Source organism: Planktothricoides sp. SR001 (assembly GCF_001276715.1).
GTDB classification, from domain to species: domain Bacteria; phylum Cyanobacteriota; class Cyanobacteriia; order Cyanobacteriales; family Laspinemataceae; genus Planktothricoides; species Planktothricoides raciborskii.
The window spans coordinates 75,847-91,046 of the sequence record NZ_LIUQ01000001.1 but is presented as its reverse complement, the minus strand read 5'-3'; the positions used below and the strand labels follow the sequence as shown (position 1 = coordinate 91,046).

Here is a 15,200-nt window from a genome sequence, read left to right as displayed (position 1 = left end):
AATATAAAGTTTAAAGCGAACTAACTCCCTATTCTAAGAATTTCTTTATGATTTCGATAAGGCAACTTGTAACGATCGAGCGCATATGCCTAATTGGTCATATCGCTGCAATGGCCTTTGGATTGGCGGGACTCATCCTGGTGATTCCCAATCCAGAATTTATTTTGAGCTTGTCAAAATTTGGCCAAGATGTTTTCCAAGTGAGCATGGCGAATGGCGGGGTCGGATATATTGTGTTAGGAGCCGCCGCAGTTGCCATCTATGCTTATCGAGTATTAGGGGTGCGGCAGTGGTTGGGTTTTATGTTGCCAGCGGTGGTCTTGTCCTTAAGCAGTGAACTTTTAGGCACCAGCACAGGTTTTCCCTTTGGTCATTACCAATATTTAAGTGGGTTGGGATATAAAATTGCCGGTTTAGTCCCATTTACCATTCCCCTGTCCTGGTTTTATCTCGGTTTTTCCGCTTATCTCCTAGCCCGCGCTGGGTTGGAAAATACTAGAATAGCCCCTTGGATTCAGCAGGTTGGCGCGATCGCCCTGGGTTCCATCTTACTCACCGCCTGGGATTTGGTACTGGACCCCGCCATGACTCAGACCGCCGTTCCCTTCTGGCAATTCCAAGAAGTAGGAGAATTCTTTGGGATGCCCTATCGTAACCTCAGCGGCTGGATCGGCACTGGTGTAGTCTTTATGACCGTTGCTGCCATCGTCTGGGAGAAAAAACCCTTAAATGTGCAGCGATCGCAACTACTGGTTCCCCTGACGGTTTATCTGGTTAACTTCGCCTTCGGTGCCGTAATTACCGTTACTTCCTTAGACTCTCGCTTTTTAATTCCCACCGCCTTGGGCTTACTGGTGGGTGTCGTACCGGCGATCGTCCTCTGGTGGATGGCCGCACCAACTTCTACGGAAGAAGCAATCAGCAACAGCGATGGGGTCAAACCGGACAACGCAGAAAATTTAGTAGTGTCCCCGGTAAAAATGCTGGCAAAATAACCATAGTCTCCGCCGCACTGATTTAACCTAGCAGCACCTTGGATGGCAATACTCATGCATCCCATAGCACTGGACGACTAACGCCACCAGTGCTTTTTATTTCTTTTTATTTGTATTTATTAAGAGTTTTGCCCCGCTCAAAACCTTTAAAACCGTCAATGTTTGCCTGGAAACCATCCCGGAAACAATTATGATAAGCAACCAAGTGATAAGCAACCAAGTTGCCTGATTAAAGATTTTGTTATGATGATTTACTTTTTATTTGCCCAATTATTTGCCCAAACATCGATTTTCGCCGATTGGTCAATCAGCGCTTGGGTTGTACCACTCCTGCTGCTGCAAATCCCAGCGGTGATTTTGTTACTTTCTCGCTTGATCAAAGGTCCATTTAGGATGCCGCCAATTGAACCCCAGTCCGCCACTCTGGAACAATTGGGCTGGGTGACGGTGGTGGTGCCTACTTTGAATGAGGCGCAACGGATTCAGCCTTGTTTGGATGGCTTGACCCGCCAAAGCTATGAACTCCGGGAAGTGATTGTGGTGGATAGTTATTCCACCGATCGCACTCCCGAATTGGTTCAGGCGATCGCCCACAAAGACCCCCGCTTTCGCTTAATTAATGACGATCCATTACCAAAAGATTGGGTGGGACGCCCGTGGGCATTGCATACAGGTTTTTTACAAAGTTCTCCAGCCAGCGAGTGGATTTTAGGCATTGATGCGGATACCCAACCCCACCCAGGGTTAATCGCTGGTTTACTCAAAGTAGCCGAAGCGGGCGGTTATGATTTGGTTTCCCTTTCCCCGCAATTTATTTTAGAAACCCCTGGGGAAATGTGGTTACAACCGGCGTTGTTGATGACCTTGGTTTACCGCTTTGGCCCGACGGGGACCAACAGTGGTGGAGAGCAACGGGTGATGGCTAATGGGCAATGTTTTCTCTGTCGGCGATCGGTGTTAACTAAACTTGATGGCTATACCACTGCCCGGAAATCTTTTTGTGATGATGTGACTTTAGCCAGAAATGCCGCCAAACAAGGGTTTAAAGTGGGCTTTTTGGATGGGGCAAAAGTGCTCAAGGTGCGAATGTATGAGGGGATGAAAGAAACTTGGCAAGAATGGGGCCGCAGTCTCGATCTGAAAGATGCTTCATCTAAACTTCAGACTTGGGGAGATGTATTGCTGCTATTCGCGGTTCAAGGTTTACCGTTGCCGGTGGTGTTGACGGGTTTGTTCTCAGGTGTTTTCTCGTTGGGTTTCGTTCCTCAACCCAACATACTATTCCTACTATTGCTGAGGTTAAATATATTTTTGCTGGTGATTAGATTTGCTTTGAATTTTGCGATCGCCCCTTCTTACGATCGCAGTCGTGCCACTCCATTAGCTAAGTTGATGTTTTGGTTTTCTCCTCTCGCAGATCCATTCGCCTTTCTGCGGATTTTTATTTCCGCCATAAACCGACCCACTCAATGGCGTGGCCGTAGTTATCAATGATTTTAGTTAGTTTAATCGTTAGTTGTTTGTTGTTTGTTGTTAGTTGTTGGTTCTTAGTTGTTGGGTAGGGATTCTTTGGTTCTTAGTTGTTGGTTCTTAGTTGTTAGTTGTTAGTTGTTTGTTGTTAGTTGTTAGATTAATAACTACCAACTAACAACTAACAACTAACAACTAACAATTAGCTTTCTGCTGCTTCTTCACTGACCAAATCCACTCTTTCTAATTGCCAGAGAATTTGGTTTCCTTCGCGCCGCACTCGTGACACAATCCAATTACGCCATACCCAATTATCACCACGACTGGTGACAGCACTGGCATTGACATCCATCAAGTCTGCGAGTTCGGAACTGGTAATTAAATACCCTTTCGTGGAAATTTCATCAGCAATTTGCAGAGTCTCGATCAAGTTTCTCAGTTGGTTTACCCTAACCTCACGAGGTAAGGAATCTATAGATTCAGAAGATGCGTTAAGATTAATGTCCATATTTAAATCAGAGAGTTTATGGTCAGAGTTCCCCGAACATTGTAACCTCTCTATCGGACTGTGGGATTTTGGTTGATATTCTTGAAGTTTGACTTTGTTACCAAATGCATAAGCTTTGGCGATCGCATCACATCGTTCATTGTATCGATCGCCACTATGACCGCGCACATGTTGCCATTTAATGACAGAAGAGTTGAGGCCATCTAACTTTTGCCACAAGTCTTGATTCAGCACAGGTTTACCGCTGGCAGTTTTCCAGTCTTTATTTTTCCACCCATGAATCCATTGGGTAATTCCTTTGATTAAGTATTCGCTATCCGTATGCAAAATAATTGGCTCAATTTGTCCAGATTTCTTGAAAAATTCCAAGGCGGCGATCGCCCCTTGCATTTCCATCCGGTTATTAGTGGTACTGGGATCCCCTCCCCCCATTTCATGGATCTGCCCATCCTGATAACAAATAATTGCAGCCCAGCCACCACGCCCAGGGTTGCCGTTACAAGATCCATCGGTATAAATGCTTTTAATTGTCATAGAAGAAACTCCATATTTTTTTCTTTAGGGAATGCCTTAAAATCATTTTTGCCCGCTAATCTTAACATTATCAATGGATAAAATCATATAATTTTATATAAAAAGTATAAAATTATATGAATATTTTTTCATATAATTTTATACTTTTTGATATTTTTTGATATAATCTTATGATACTCAGGATTTTTGCCAAAAATTATCCGTCATGGCAATGGTTAAAATTAACCCAAAGCGCATCCATGAGTTCGCTCATTGCTCGGCCAAAAGTCATCATTAAAAGAAAAAAAGAAAATCCGATATGCTCAAACTTCAAATTTATAGCCTGGTTTTGTTGCTGATCGGCACCTTAGCGGTTAGTCAGAAACCTGTTTTATCGAATGAAGGGATTGTCAATTCCGTAGAACCTTACCCCATCAAATCCTCATCATCAAACCCATCCGCCCAAGAGATTTTAAAACAACTGTTTGATGCCAATGTAATTTACTTAGGAGAAACCCATGATAATCCAGCGGATCATGCAGCAAAATTAGAGATTATTCAGCAAATGAGCCGAAACAACAAAATTGCGATCGCCATGGAAATGTTCCAGCGACCTTATCAAAGTGTTTTAGACGAATACCTCCGAGGCAACCTCAGTGAAGCCGAACTCATTGAACAAACAGAATATCAAAACCGCTGGGGGTTTCCTTGGGAATTTTATGCCCCAATCTTACGGTTTGCTCAAGAAAATCAAATCCCCGTATTAGCCTTAAATGTTCCCAATGAAATTACCCGCCAAGTTGCCCGCCAAGGGTTAGAAAGTTTGACAGCAGAACAAAAAAAATTTATTCCTCCATTTTCAGAAATTCGCACAGATAACCTTGAATATCGTCAGTTAATCCGCGAAGTATATGACGCAATTCACCAAAATCATGGCAGTAGTGATAACTTTGAAAATTTCTTTTTAGCCCAAGTTCTTTGGGACGAAACAATGGCCGAAGTCATTGCCAAATTTCGGCAAGCTAACCCCGATTATCAAATCATTGTGTTAGCCGGAAAAGGTCATATTGTTTATGGTTATGGCATCCCCAGTCGAGTCCTGAGAAGAGTCACTGAACAAAACACCGAGCAAAACACCGAAAAAAACAAGCGAGAACCTTTTCGCCAACTTTCGGTACTTTTAAGTCCCATCCCGGAATTAGAATGGGACACAAACAAACCGCTCGCTGATTTTGTTTGGCCAACATCAGCAGAAATATCCGGGGCTGAGTAACTTCTAGAAATTTAGGTTTTCTATTATCTATTAGGCGATTTTACTACTCTCGTTCTTAGACTCTTGGGAACGAGAGCGATCGCCCCGAACACCGTTAACAGAAATGTCGGCACCAGAGGGTTCAAATTGTTCAAAAGAGTCAGTGGTAGGTGGATATTCTGGTAAAAATTCACTGGGATTTTCGGCAAAATTTACCGGAATATCCGCCCCATTAATAATCCCACCCAATATTGTGGTTTCCTCTTGTTCAATTAAGGGCTCAATATATTCCGCCAGCAAACTGCTTTGAGTGTAACCTGGTCGAGTCACGATCGCCATCCCATCAGTTAATGGTTCTAACAGAAATGCATCATTACAAACACTCAAAGGAGGCGCCTCTAAAACCACCATATCAAACCGATGAGCAGCTTCTTTAATAATTCGCCGCATTTCATTAGATTCAAGAATAGCCGCGCTATTTGGTAATGGCCCAACACTAGGAATAATATAAAGTTCTTCTACTTCTGGAGCCAAGCGAATACAATGACTCAAATCGCTATAGTAACGTAAAGGTTCTAATCTGGCTGAAGTATCTGGAGTTAATTTTAGGGAACGACAAGCAGAAGCCGATCGCAAATCGGTTTCAATAATCAGAGTGCGTTTGCCCGCTCTCGCTGAGGCGATCGCCAAATTATACGCACAAAAACTCTTGCCTTCATCTATTCCCACGCTGGTAATTAACAACATTTTGATCTGCTTTTCTCCCAAACGCCGTAAGTTACTGCGGAGTTGTTCACAAAAACTCAAATAGGGACTGGGAGAGTCTAAAATTAGTGGCATTAAATTACTCTCTGGATCTGAGGAAATCACCTCGGGCAAAATCCCCAAAACCCGCAAATCTAATCCCTGTAAACCCGCCTTGATTTCTTCCATTGTGTAGTATTTGCCTTCGAGCAAAGACAGCACAAAAATGATTCCGCCACCCAACACCGTACCAATCACACCAGCCATAACCACCGTCAACATAGCGCTGAATGGTTGGGGCTTGTTGGTATTTACATAGGGGTTTTGCTTCAACAAACTGCTGACGGTTTCCGCCTCAGCCGCGAGAGCATCAGACAAAGCGGTTTGCATGCGATCGTAGCGTTGTTTATGCAACGCTACCTGCTGGGCTAACCGTTGTTGTTCCAACTGCAAATTAGGCAGGGTCGCATATTCTCTTCTCAACTCCGCTTCTCGTTTCGTCATTGCACTAAGCTGACCTTCTAAGCTTTCTTTCTGAGTCGATAAACCAATCAGCGTTTGGGCTAACCGCTGCCGTTCGGGATCTAAACTACTATCTTTTCTAATTTGCGTCCCACTCAACAAAGGTGCCGTAATTCCATCTCCTCCAATCACCTCAGCGGCACGATTTTCTAACAGTTGGTTATACGCTTCTTGCTGTTTGCGTAACTCAACCATCTGAGGATGGGCAGGCCGAAAATTCTTACTCGACAGTGAAATCTGAGTTTCAATTTGATGTAATGCCGCTCGGATATCCGCAATAATCGGATCGGCGCTCAGGGCTTGGGACACATAAGCTTGATCCACCGTTAATCCCAATCTTTCCTCTAAATCGATCATTTGCCCTTGCACCCCTTCAATTTGCATTTGGAGTTGAGCTTGTTGCGCTTGATTCGCAACAATTTCACTGGCCAAACTGCCAGAACGGGCGGCTAAAATTGCCACTCCTTGTTGCCGTTCATACTGTTCTAATTTTCGTTCCGCTTGATCGAGATTCTGTTCCACCTCTGGTAATCGTTGATTAATTGTCGTAATCAAAGTCCGCAATCTTTCCGTATTAATCAACCGACTCTGCTCAATCATTGCATCCAATAAGGCTTCCATAATTTCCAGCCCTCTTTCTTTACTGGGAGCACCGTCATAGTAAACGGTAATCACAGGGGGGGAGTCTGGCTTCGGTAAGCGAACAGTAAACGTTTTTCTAATCCTTTTCGGATCTTCCTGAACTTTGGCAGCAGCAGTATTCAGCACAAAATCAGATTTTAGAATTTCCTCCGTCAGTGCTTTTCCTTGTTCTTGAATCAGTCCTCCCGTATCGGAAAAAGTTACAGGCGGATGATAATAGCTCAGGATACCTCTAGCATCATAAGTGGTTTCCGGCGTTTCCTTGGTCATAACGATGACACCCGCACCGGCCAAACAGAGTACCACTACGGCGAATCCGAACCATTTGTATTTAGCAAAAGCTATTTGATAACGCTTAACAATTGAAGGAGCCATAAGTCAAAAATAGGGGGGAACGGGGGGAACGGGGGCAGCGCTTGTGCGCTTGTGCAGGGAGGTAGGGGGGGCAGGGGAGCAGGGAGGTAGGGGTGCGCTTGTGCAGGGGGGCAGGGAGGTAGGGGCAATTCCTTAAGGCGGTGGTTGCCCCGGAGCTTCTGGTGCGGGGGGAACACAGATGTAGGGGCGCAATGCTTGCGCCCTTCTGGAGCAGGGGAGCAATAACCAATAACCAATAACTAATAACCAATAACCAATAACTCATAACCAATAGCTTGATTAGACTTCTGGCAAAATTCTAATAAGCCTCCCTTGGGAAGGGGGGTTGGGGGGATCGATTCGGATTTTTGCAAGAGGTCTATTAATTAGAACCGGGTCCAAAGAGAGCATCAGCGCTATCCCGTAACTGATCAAAAAATAGCAAAAAGCCAAGAACATCGCGAAAAGGCTGGGTAAACGTATTCAGTGAATAGGTCAACTTGGTTAGGAGATTTCGCCCAATCACCACCACATCATTATTTTGTAAAGGGATATTCTGGGAGTTATCACCTTCAAGTAATTTTTTGACATCCACTTTTCGGGTGACAGCACGTCCTTGTTCTGGGTCAAAGCGAATCACGGCAATGTCTCTTAAATCTGCTTGACTGAGAGGAATGGTGTTGAGAATATCCGAAAAGGTACTGCCATTGCGTAGGGTAATTAAATTTGCCCCTTGTCCAGGATAACTTAAAATTCGGACAGTCATTTCCGGGTTGGCCAAGGTGGAACGAGCGATAAGCAAGCGGTCATAATCTTGATCGGTGCCTGGTTCAATTTTCGGCACATACACTACATCTCCATTTCCTAGGCGTAAAGAAGGTAATTCTGCCCCGGTTTGTAAAGGAGTAAATAGGTCTACGATTTCTTCACTAACGGTGCCATTGCCAATTAATCGGCGCACCCGAACGGATCGCAAGTCCGCTTCACTGGTGGTGCCACCGGCAATCAGTAAAGCATTGGGCAGGGGACGGGGAGCCGGATCCAGAAGATGAAATCCCGGTTGAGCTACTTCTCCGAGTACCGTAATTTGCACAGGTTGCTGGGCGGCTAAGTTGGATTGACCGACGATATTATGATCATAATCTTGATCATCGCCTAATGGTCGTTTGGGGACAAATACTACATCCCCATTGCTCAAGGGAATGGAAGGAAGTTCTTCCCCATTCATTAAAGGAGTGAATAAATCAACGGTTTCTTCACTGATGGTGCCATCTGCGAGTAAGCGACGCACTTGAATATTTTTCAAATCTGCGGTTGGACTGGCTCCCCCAGCGATTAATAAGGCATCTGGTAAGGGGCGAAGGGATGCCGGGAGTATATGATAACCCGGTTGGGTGACTTCGCCGACAATGGTAATTTGTACAGGTTGTTGGGCGGAAATATTAGAGCGACGAGCCAAATTATTGTCATAATCTGGATCTGCTAATGGCAGTTTGGGAATAATCACTATATCCCCATTATTTAAGGGAAAGTCTGGCAAGGTTTGGCCGTTGGTTTGTAAGGCATTATAAATGTCTAAGAAAATCGGTTCGGTTAAAGTGCCATCATCTTGTAACCGACGCACGATGACGCAGCGGAGGTCGGCGGCAGGAGTGGCTCCCCCGGCAATGAGTAAGGCATCGGCTAAGGGACGAATGGAGGGGGGGAGGATATAGAATCCCGGTTGAGCGACTTCTCCCAGTACGGTAATTTCTACGGCAGACGGGGGGGCTACTAGGTTGGAGCGGCTGATGAGGCTGCGGTTATACTGTCGGTCTTCCAGGGATTCCCGTTTGGGGACAACGATCGCATCTCCATCTTCTAGGGGGATATCGGGAATTGGTTGTCCTTGGGTTAAAGGGGTTAACAAGTTAACTTCTTGTTCTCTGAGGATGCCATCGTTTTCTGTCCAACGTAAACGCACCTGCCGTAAGTCGGCATTGGCGGTGGTGCCTCCGGCAGTGGCTAATAGGGTGGCGAGGGTGGCTCCGGTTGGGGTGACGGGATAGAATCCTGGTCGGGCAACTTCTCCAGTGATGGTGACGTTAATGGGTCTTGGCACCAGCAGTTGCAGGCTGACGATGGGATTGACGAGATATTGATTTAATTGAGCCTGGATTTTTTGTTGGGCTTGGGCAGGAGTGAGTTTTTCTAGAGAAATTGCCCCGATCAGGGGCAGTACGATACTGCCTTCTGGGTTGATCGCGGTTTGCAGGCTGAGTTCGTTAAAGGGTTGCACTTCTATGTAGATTTGATCCCCAGGACCGAGGCGATAACGTCCTAGTCGGTTGGCGCGATCGCGCCTCGTCTGCCGTGGTACTTCGGCGGGGGGTGTAGGGAGTGGCGAAGTGTTTGGTAAGTCAGGTTCGGCAACAGGAGAGACGGGGATGCGGCTACCCGGAGAATTTAGGCTGGGAATTGGGCTGGGAATTAGACTGGGAATATTTCCGCCATTGGCTGTCCCGTTGGCTGTCGGAGGGACTGGGTTCGATGAAATACCGGCACGAGTTGGTAGTTGACAGATATTCGTGGCGGCCAAAACTTGGGCGGGTCTGGCGAATATAGAAAATGGCCACTGAATGACTCCTAAACAAACCAAAAGCAGGATGTTGAGGGTTGAGTGTTGACTGTTCATGGTTGGGTAGGGATTCTTTGACGGTTGACGGCTAAGGGCGAAGCATATAGCCTGCGGCATTGCTTCGCTTACCGTGCAGATATATTGTTAAACGCTTCTGCCATTAAGGTCGCTTGAACGGTTTTGGCAAGAGATTCGATGAGGGGTCGGGCTTTTTCAATGTCACCGTAAGGTTCAATGGGCATGATGATACATACGGCTACCCAAGGTTCCCGTTTGCCAGAGATTTGGTAGAGGCGATCGCGCCAAAACCAACGGCTCGCTTTGGGATGTCCTCCATCAGGGAAGGCATACCATTGCATGATGGCGTAGGTTTGCTGCCTGGTGACACCCCGGAAATAGCGGGCTTCAACTAATGCTAATTTTTGTTTTAGATCCCCGTTTTCTGGCTTTAGAGCCCCTTTTAGATCCCCGGTTTCTGGTTTTAGATCCCCGGTTTCTTCAAGAAACCGGGGATCTGTGCCCGGTATTTCCACGGTAAATTCAGACCAGGTTTCAGAGTCAGATTTCCATCGCCAATATCCATTAATATCCATCCATTCAACTTGGGGTTGTTCCGTCGATCCCCGTTGCGATCGCAGGAGCAATAATGCCATCTGATTGTTTTGGTTGAGTTCATGGAGTAACCATTTCCGCCCCCCGGCTTCGATTGTCACTTTGTTTACGGTTTCCCATCCAGCCACTTGAATGCCATTACTTTGTAATTCTTGTAGTTTTTTCAGCCCTGGAACTGGGGGGGGTTCTTTCCAAGGCTTGATACCCTGGAGATAGCTGGGTATGTTTGCTCCTCCCAATAGTAATAGCAGGAGCAACAGTAATAATATTCTCATTAGTGAAGATTGCTTTAACACTTTAAATATACTTTAAATAGAAAAAAATAGGACTTCATCTAATTCAGGATTATCCACGATTTAAAGAAACCGGATTAGAAACCGGGTTTCTTTAATAAACCCGGTTTCTTGGTTGTTTTATGCTGAAACCCGGTTTATGACTCGTGAGGTGGCACCGTTAAATGGTCAGCGATGTTTTCTATGCCAATCAGCAGGGGAATTAACAAACCTAACATACATGCTGAGTATAAATCTCCGCCCCAACTTTCATGTAACCAATGAAAAAGATGATCCCGTTCTGTGCCATAAAAAAATGTCAGTAACGTATTTCTAATAATATTACCCAGTACACTCAAAATCACTGTACTGAATAAAAATAGATTTATTTTGAATCGGGAGGATAAGTCATCTCTCCAGTATAGTAACATTAACGCTACATATAAACTCGTTAGTAACATTTTTAAGCCAGAACAATGGGGGGCTACTTCGACTACGGCATCATTGACATATAAATAAATATTTTCCACTCTAACATTTATGCTAAATTGAAGTAAAATAAACCCAGCGATCGCGGCAATAAATGCTTGCAATGGAATAATATAAGGAGAGATTAAGTAGGGAATTTGGTTAGGAGTGGCAAGGCAAACCAGCAACAGGGGAAATCCTTGCATTTTTAATCCATCGATTCCTTTTAACCATAAACAAATTCCCGCTAAAACTATCGGCAAGGATAAATTTACTAAGTCTGGTAAAGTGCTGAGATAAAATACCGCTGCTAAACCAAGTAAAAATCCACCTATGGGATGAGTTTTTTCAGGCAATTTGAGCCATTTTTGGCGATCGCCCCAAGCAATATAGGCAGCAAAAGGCAGGCCAATTAAGCCGTGGCTAAAATATTCGTGCTCAATACTAATACTTTTATTTAACCATCCGTCATACCAATACATGACTAAAGGCGCGTAAATTATCGTTAATAATCCGATAACGATCCAGCCGGAATATTGCTGAATTAAACTAGATTTTTTTTCCAGAATTTGCATGGCTAAAATTTGCGTAAAATTTGCGTAATTTTAGAAACCGGGTTAGAAACCGGGTTTCGCCAAAGTTACCCGGTTTCTTGTTTGGTGGCAAAACTTATGCCAGAAACCCGGTTTCTTGTTTTAGATTAGATCAAAGCTGATTCAATGGCGGTGACAACTTGCTGAATATGCCTTTCGTTGATGCCCGGATACATTGGTAATGACAAAATTTCCTCGCAGAGCATTTCTGCGTGGGGAAAGTCACCCTGATGATAACCTAAATTTTGATAGCCCGGTTGTAGATGACAGGGAATAGGATAATGAATTCCCGTTTGAATCCCTTGATGATTGAGTATATTTTGTAAAGTATTGCGGTCAATGGGACAATCTTCGGTGACTTGGATCACATAGAGGTGATATACATGGCCGGTATTGCTTTGATTTTGAATGGGTCGAATGCCTTGGCTTTGCAGGGGTGCTAATGCGGCGTCATATTGTTTACCGGCATGGTTACGCCATTGGTTCCATTGGGCAAGATGGGGCAGTTTTGTTTTGAGAATGGCGGCTTGTAAGGTGTCTAGACGGCTGTTGGTGCCCACTTCGGTATGTAAGTATTTTTTGGGGGCGCCATAATTCCGCAAGGTTCGCATTTTTTGGGCGACTTCGGGGTCGGAGGTGACGACGATGCCCCCATCTCCGAAGGCGCCGAGGTTTTTGCTGGGGTAGAAGCTGAAAGCGGCTGCCATACCGATTGAACCTGCCCGATCGCCTTCTTTTTCCGCTAGGTGGGCTTGGGCACAGTCTTCGAGGATAATCAGGTGATATTTTTCCGCCAGATATCTGAGTTTTTGCGGCGAAACCATTTGACCATATAAATGGACGGGAACGATCGCACGGGTTTTCGGGGTAATGGCTTTTTCTGCTGCTTCCAGATCGATTAAAGCCGTCCAGCGATCGCAGTCTACCAACACCGGAATTGCCCCAGCCCTTTCCACCCCAATTAAGGTAGCAATGAAGGTATTCGCGGGTAACATTACTTCATCCCCTGGTTGGATGCCACAAGCTTTTAGTCCCAAGGCGATCGCGTCGGTGCCACAGGCGACACCAATGCCATAGTTTACTCCACAAGCGGCGGCAAAATCAGACTCAAATTCTGTGACCGCTTGCCCCAAAATGAAATCCCCTTGGTGCAGTACAGAGGCGATCGCTTTTTCTAAGTCTGTTTGAATGGGCTGATGAATAATTTGCAGGTCAACGAAGGGGACTTTAACGGTAGGGCTAGACATAAGTGCTGATTTAAAACAATTTTTGCCATTGATAGCGGGCGCAAGCCGAAGCGCCCCTACTATTGTTATGCACGATGTTTCCGCCGATCCGCCACTGTTAGGGGAGTGTGGGGAGTGTGGGGAGCCGCCATCGGAGTGTGGGGGGTGTGGGAGGCCGCCATCGGAGTGTGGGAAGGAAATTTCCCCTCTTCCCCCTCTTCCCCCTCTTCCCCCTCTTCCCCCTCTTCCCCCTACACCCTACACCCTACACCCTACACCCCCCAGTAATCAAAGCTTATAGCCGATTTGTCGCAGAAAATCTTTGCGGTGCTTCACGTCTTCTGGGGTTTCTACGCCTTTGGGAGAAAAGCCATCGATGACGCCGAGAATTCCTCGTCCTTGTGCGGTTTCCGCCAAAATCACTTCTACGGGGTTAGCGGTGGCGCAGTAAATTGTGCAGACTTCTTGACATTGTTTGATGGCATTCAAGAAGTTGACCGGAAATGCTTGCTGCATCAGAATGACGAAGCTGTGACCTGCGGCGATCGCTTGGGCATTTTTGGTGGCGATCGCTTGCAGACGATCATCATTTCCTGTAACCCGAATTAAGCAAGGGCCAGAAGCCTCGCAAAAAGCCAGACCAAATTTGACTGACCCAGAAATTCCTACCAGAATTTCATGTAAATCTTCCACGGTCTTAATAAAGTGAGAGTGACCAATGATGACATTGGCCCCTTCGGGAATTTCTGCAGCTACGGATTTGAGTTCCATCGTTTTTACCTCGATTTCTTGTAAATTACACAAATATCCGATATTTGGGGCAACCAGCATAACCAGGGAATAGTTCCCTTTCTGTTGGTTGCCATTCTTTTCACCATTAAAATTGCGATACAATCACAGCTTAGTCAAATTTGCCATCAAAAATTGCCGAGATATAGCCGGAGTGTTGCCCTGTGGTGTCCCCTACTTTGCCGAAAATCAAGTTTCTCAAGCAACCAACTTTGAACGAGTGGGTCGAACAAGCTTTATCTAATCTCGATACGATTCTCTTGGATCATTCCCACTGCGAACGGAAAGCGGCAGGAGTTGCCTTAAATTTAATGTTTCGTTATCCGTCGAATACGAAGCTAGTCCGACAACTGACCGCGATCGCCCAAGAAGAACTAGAACACTTTGAACAAGTCAACCAAATATTAGAACAACGGGGCATTCCCCTCGGTCCCCTTTCCGCCCCTCCTTATGCGGCTGGACTCAAAGCGGCAATTCGGCGAGATGAACCCAAAAGATTATTAGATTCTCTGCTGATTTCCGCATTAATTGAAGCCCGCAGTCACGAACGTTTGGGATTACTTGGCACCCATTGCCCTGATGCAGATTTGGCGAAATTTTATCGCGGATTAATGGCATCCGAAGCCCGACATTATGGCATTTATTGGGTATTAGCCAATACTTATTTTGACCCCACAGAAGTCACCGAAAGGTTAGAAGAATTATCCACCGTGGAAAGTGATTTATTAGCCACATTGCATCCCGAACCTCGGATACATAGTTAGGTTTAAAGAAACCGGCTTTTGTAAGAAACCCGGTTTCTTGGTTGGTGGCAAATATTTGGGAAAGAAACCCGGTTTCGGGAATTTCGTTATCTGGTTATTCCGTTATCCGTTTATCCGTTTATCCGTTTATCCGGTTATTCCGTTATTCCGTTATTCCGTTATTCCGTTATCCCGTTATTCCGTTATTCCGTTATTCCGTTATTCGGTTATTCCGTTATTCCGCCGGGGAATCGTCTTCCCTGGCTAATAGCTAAAGTCGGTTAAAACCGACTGAAATTCGGAATTTTAAATTATATAATTTTAGTCGGATTTATCCGACTTGCGCTATGAGGCGGGGGTTAAAACCCCCGACGGTTTCTAACCTCTGCCTGTTTCTTGGAGGGAATTAACCTAAAACTTCCATTGCTTTTGCCAAAATTTCATCGGGGTCAAAAGGTTTGGTCATGTAAAGGTCTGCCCCGGCTTCATTGCCTTTTTGTTTATCAAACTCTTGGCCTTTGGCGGTGAGCATAATAATGTAAATATTTGGCATTCCTAACTCATTTTTCACCTTTTGACAAACTTCAAAACCGTTCATTTTTGGCATCATTACATCAAGAAATACCAAATCAGGCTTTTCCTGTTGAATGATTTCTAATGCTTCTTCCCCATTGGTGGCTGTTAGCAATTCTACCCCTTCATCCTCCAATTCTTCCAGGGTTTGCGAAATCAAAATTCTGATATGGGGTTCATCATCGACAATTAATATCTTTTTAGACATAAGAATTTCCTATTTTTTAGATTATTTTTGTTAATAAACCGGGTGATAAACATAAAAAAACCGGGTTTCTATGTAATTCTTGTACTTCGGCAAAGATTT

The 15,200-nt window shown here is 45.1% G+C and carries 12 protein-coding genes; 4 read left to right on the top strand and 8 right to left on the bottom strand.

Annotated features, from left to right (window positions below; translation table 11 throughout):
* The first annotated feature begins 56 nt into the window (after positions 1-56).
* Both cruF and cruG read left to right on the top strand, forming a co-directional pair.
* Positions 57-995, top strand: coding sequence for a gamma-carotene 1'-hydroxylase CruF (gene cruF, locus AM228_RS00315; protein ID WP_054464265.1), 939 nt, complete (start codon positions 57-59; stop codon positions 993-995).
* A 246-nt stretch (positions 996-1,241) separates the two neighbouring features.
* The gene (gene cruG / locus AM228_RS00310; RefSeq protein WP_082348694.1) at positions 1,242-2,489 is read left to right on the top strand and encodes a 2'-O-glycosyltransferase CruG; all 1,248 of its coding nucleotides are present in this window, start codon (positions 1,242-1,244) and stop codon (positions 2,487-2,489) included.
* 178 nt (positions 2,490-2,667) lie between these two features.
* On the opposite strand, the gene rnhA is transcribed toward cruG, so the two are convergent.
* Positions 2,668-3,507 (bottom strand): ribonuclease HI, encoded by an 840-nt coding sequence (gene rnhA / locus AM228_RS00305; RefSeq protein WP_054464092.1) that lies wholly within the window; start codon positions 3,505-3,507, stop codon positions 2,668-2,670.
* A gap of 298 nt (positions 3,508-3,805) precedes the next feature.
* On the opposite strand from rnhA, the gene AM228_RS00300 reads away from it, so the two are divergent.
* Positions 3,806-4,759, top strand: coding sequence for a ChaN family lipoprotein (locus tag AM228_RS00300; protein ID WP_054464091.1), 954 nt, complete (start codon positions 3,806-3,808; stop codon positions 4,757-4,759).
* Between the two features lie 30 nt (positions 4,760-4,789).
* Here the strand turns inward: AM228_RS00300 and AM228_RS00295 are convergent, their stop codons facing one another.
* The 6 genes from AM228_RS00295 to AM228_RS00265 form a co-directional block, all read right to left on the bottom strand.
* Entirely contained in the window at positions 4,790-7,021 is a 2,232-nt protein-coding gene (locus tag AM228_RS00295; RefSeq protein WP_156331428.1) for a tyrosine-protein kinase domain-containing protein, read from the bottom strand.
* Positions 7,022-7,382: 361 nt separating this feature from the next.
* On the bottom strand, positions 7,383-9,674 hold the full coding sequence (locus AM228_RS00285; protein ID WP_054464088.1) for an SLBB domain-containing protein: 2,292 nt from the start codon (positions 9,672-9,674) through the stop codon (positions 7,383-7,385).
* Positions 9,675-9,742: 68 nt separating this feature from the next.
* A complete protein-coding gene (locus AM228_RS00280) occupies positions 9,743-10,525 on the bottom strand; it encodes a cyanoexosortase B system-associated protein (protein ID WP_255353121.1) in 783 nt (260 codons plus the stop codon).
* A 134-nt stretch (positions 10,526-10,659) separates the two neighbouring features.
* On the bottom strand, positions 10,660-11,544 hold the full coding sequence (gene crtB / locus AM228_RS00275; protein WP_054464086.1) for a cyanoexosortase B: 885 nt from the start codon (positions 11,542-11,544) through the stop codon (positions 10,660-10,662).
* A 125-nt stretch (positions 11,545-11,669) separates the two neighbouring features.
* Positions 11,670-12,809, bottom strand: a complete 1,140-nt coding sequence (locus AM228_RS00270; RefSeq protein WP_054464085.1) for a DegT/DnrJ/EryC1/StrS aminotransferase family protein — start codon at positions 12,807-12,809, stop codon at positions 11,670-11,672.
* Positions 12,810-13,076: 267 nt separating this feature from the next.
* Positions 13,077-13,619 carry an adenosine-specific kinase gene (locus AM228_RS00265; protein ID WP_231636507.1) on the bottom strand — a complete coding sequence of 181 codons (543 nt, stop codon included), beginning with the start codon at positions 13,617-13,619 and terminating at the stop codon, positions 13,077-13,079.
* A 122-nt stretch (positions 13,620-13,741) separates the two neighbouring features.
* Between AM228_RS00265 and AM228_RS00260 the strand changes: the two genes are divergently transcribed.
* Positions 13,742-14,341: a tRNA-(ms[2]io[6]A)-hydroxylase gene (locus tag AM228_RS00260; protein WP_054464084.1), complete on the top strand. Its 600-nt coding sequence runs from the start codon at positions 13,742-13,744 to the stop codon at positions 14,339-14,341.
* 385 nt (positions 14,342-14,726) lie between these two features.
* Here AM228_RS00260 and AM228_RS00255 read toward each other — a convergent pair whose 3' ends face one another.
* On the bottom strand, positions 14,727-15,101 hold the full coding sequence (locus tag AM228_RS00255; protein ID WP_054464083.1) for a response regulator transcription factor: 375 nt from the start codon (positions 15,099-15,101) through the stop codon (positions 14,727-14,729).
* Between the last annotated feature and the right edge of the window lie 99 nt (positions 15,102-15,200).

Excerpts from the sequence above, each read along its gene's own strand:
- AM228_RS00300 (WP_054464091.1), top strand. The coding sequence starts at position 3,806 with ATGCTCAAACTTCAAATTTATAGCCTGGTTTTGTTGCTGATCGGCACC.
- AM228_RS00295 (WP_156331428.1), bottom strand. The coding sequence starts at position 7,021 with ATGGCTCCTTCAATTGTTAAGCGTTATCAAATAGCTTTTGCTAAATAC.
- crtB (WP_054464086.1), bottom strand. The coding sequence starts at position 11,544 with ATGCAAATTCTGGAAAAAAAATCTAGTTTAATTCAGCAATATTCCGGC.
- AM228_RS00255 (WP_054464083.1), bottom strand. The coding sequence starts at position 15,101 with ATGTCTAAAAAGATATTAATTGTCGATGATGAACCCCATATCAGAATT.
- AM228_RS00270 (WP_054464085.1), bottom strand. The coding sequence starts at position 12,809 with ATGTCTAGCCCTACCGTTAAAGTCCCCTTCGTTGACCTGCAAATTATT.
- AM228_RS00285 (WP_054464088.1), bottom strand. The coding sequence starts at position 9,674 with ATGAACAGTCAACACTCAACCCTCAACATCCTGCTTTTGGTTTGTTTA.
- cruG (WP_082348694.1), top strand. The coding sequence starts at position 1,242 with ATGATTTACTTTTTATTTGCCCAATTATTTGCCCAAACATCGATTTTC.
- rnhA (WP_054464092.1), bottom strand. The coding sequence starts at position 3,507 with ATGACAATTAAAAGCATTTATACCGATGGATCTTGTAACGGCAACCCT.
- AM228_RS00265 (WP_231636507.1), bottom strand. The coding sequence starts at position 13,619 with ATGCTGGTTGCCCCAAATATCGGATATTTGTGTAATTTACAAGAAATC.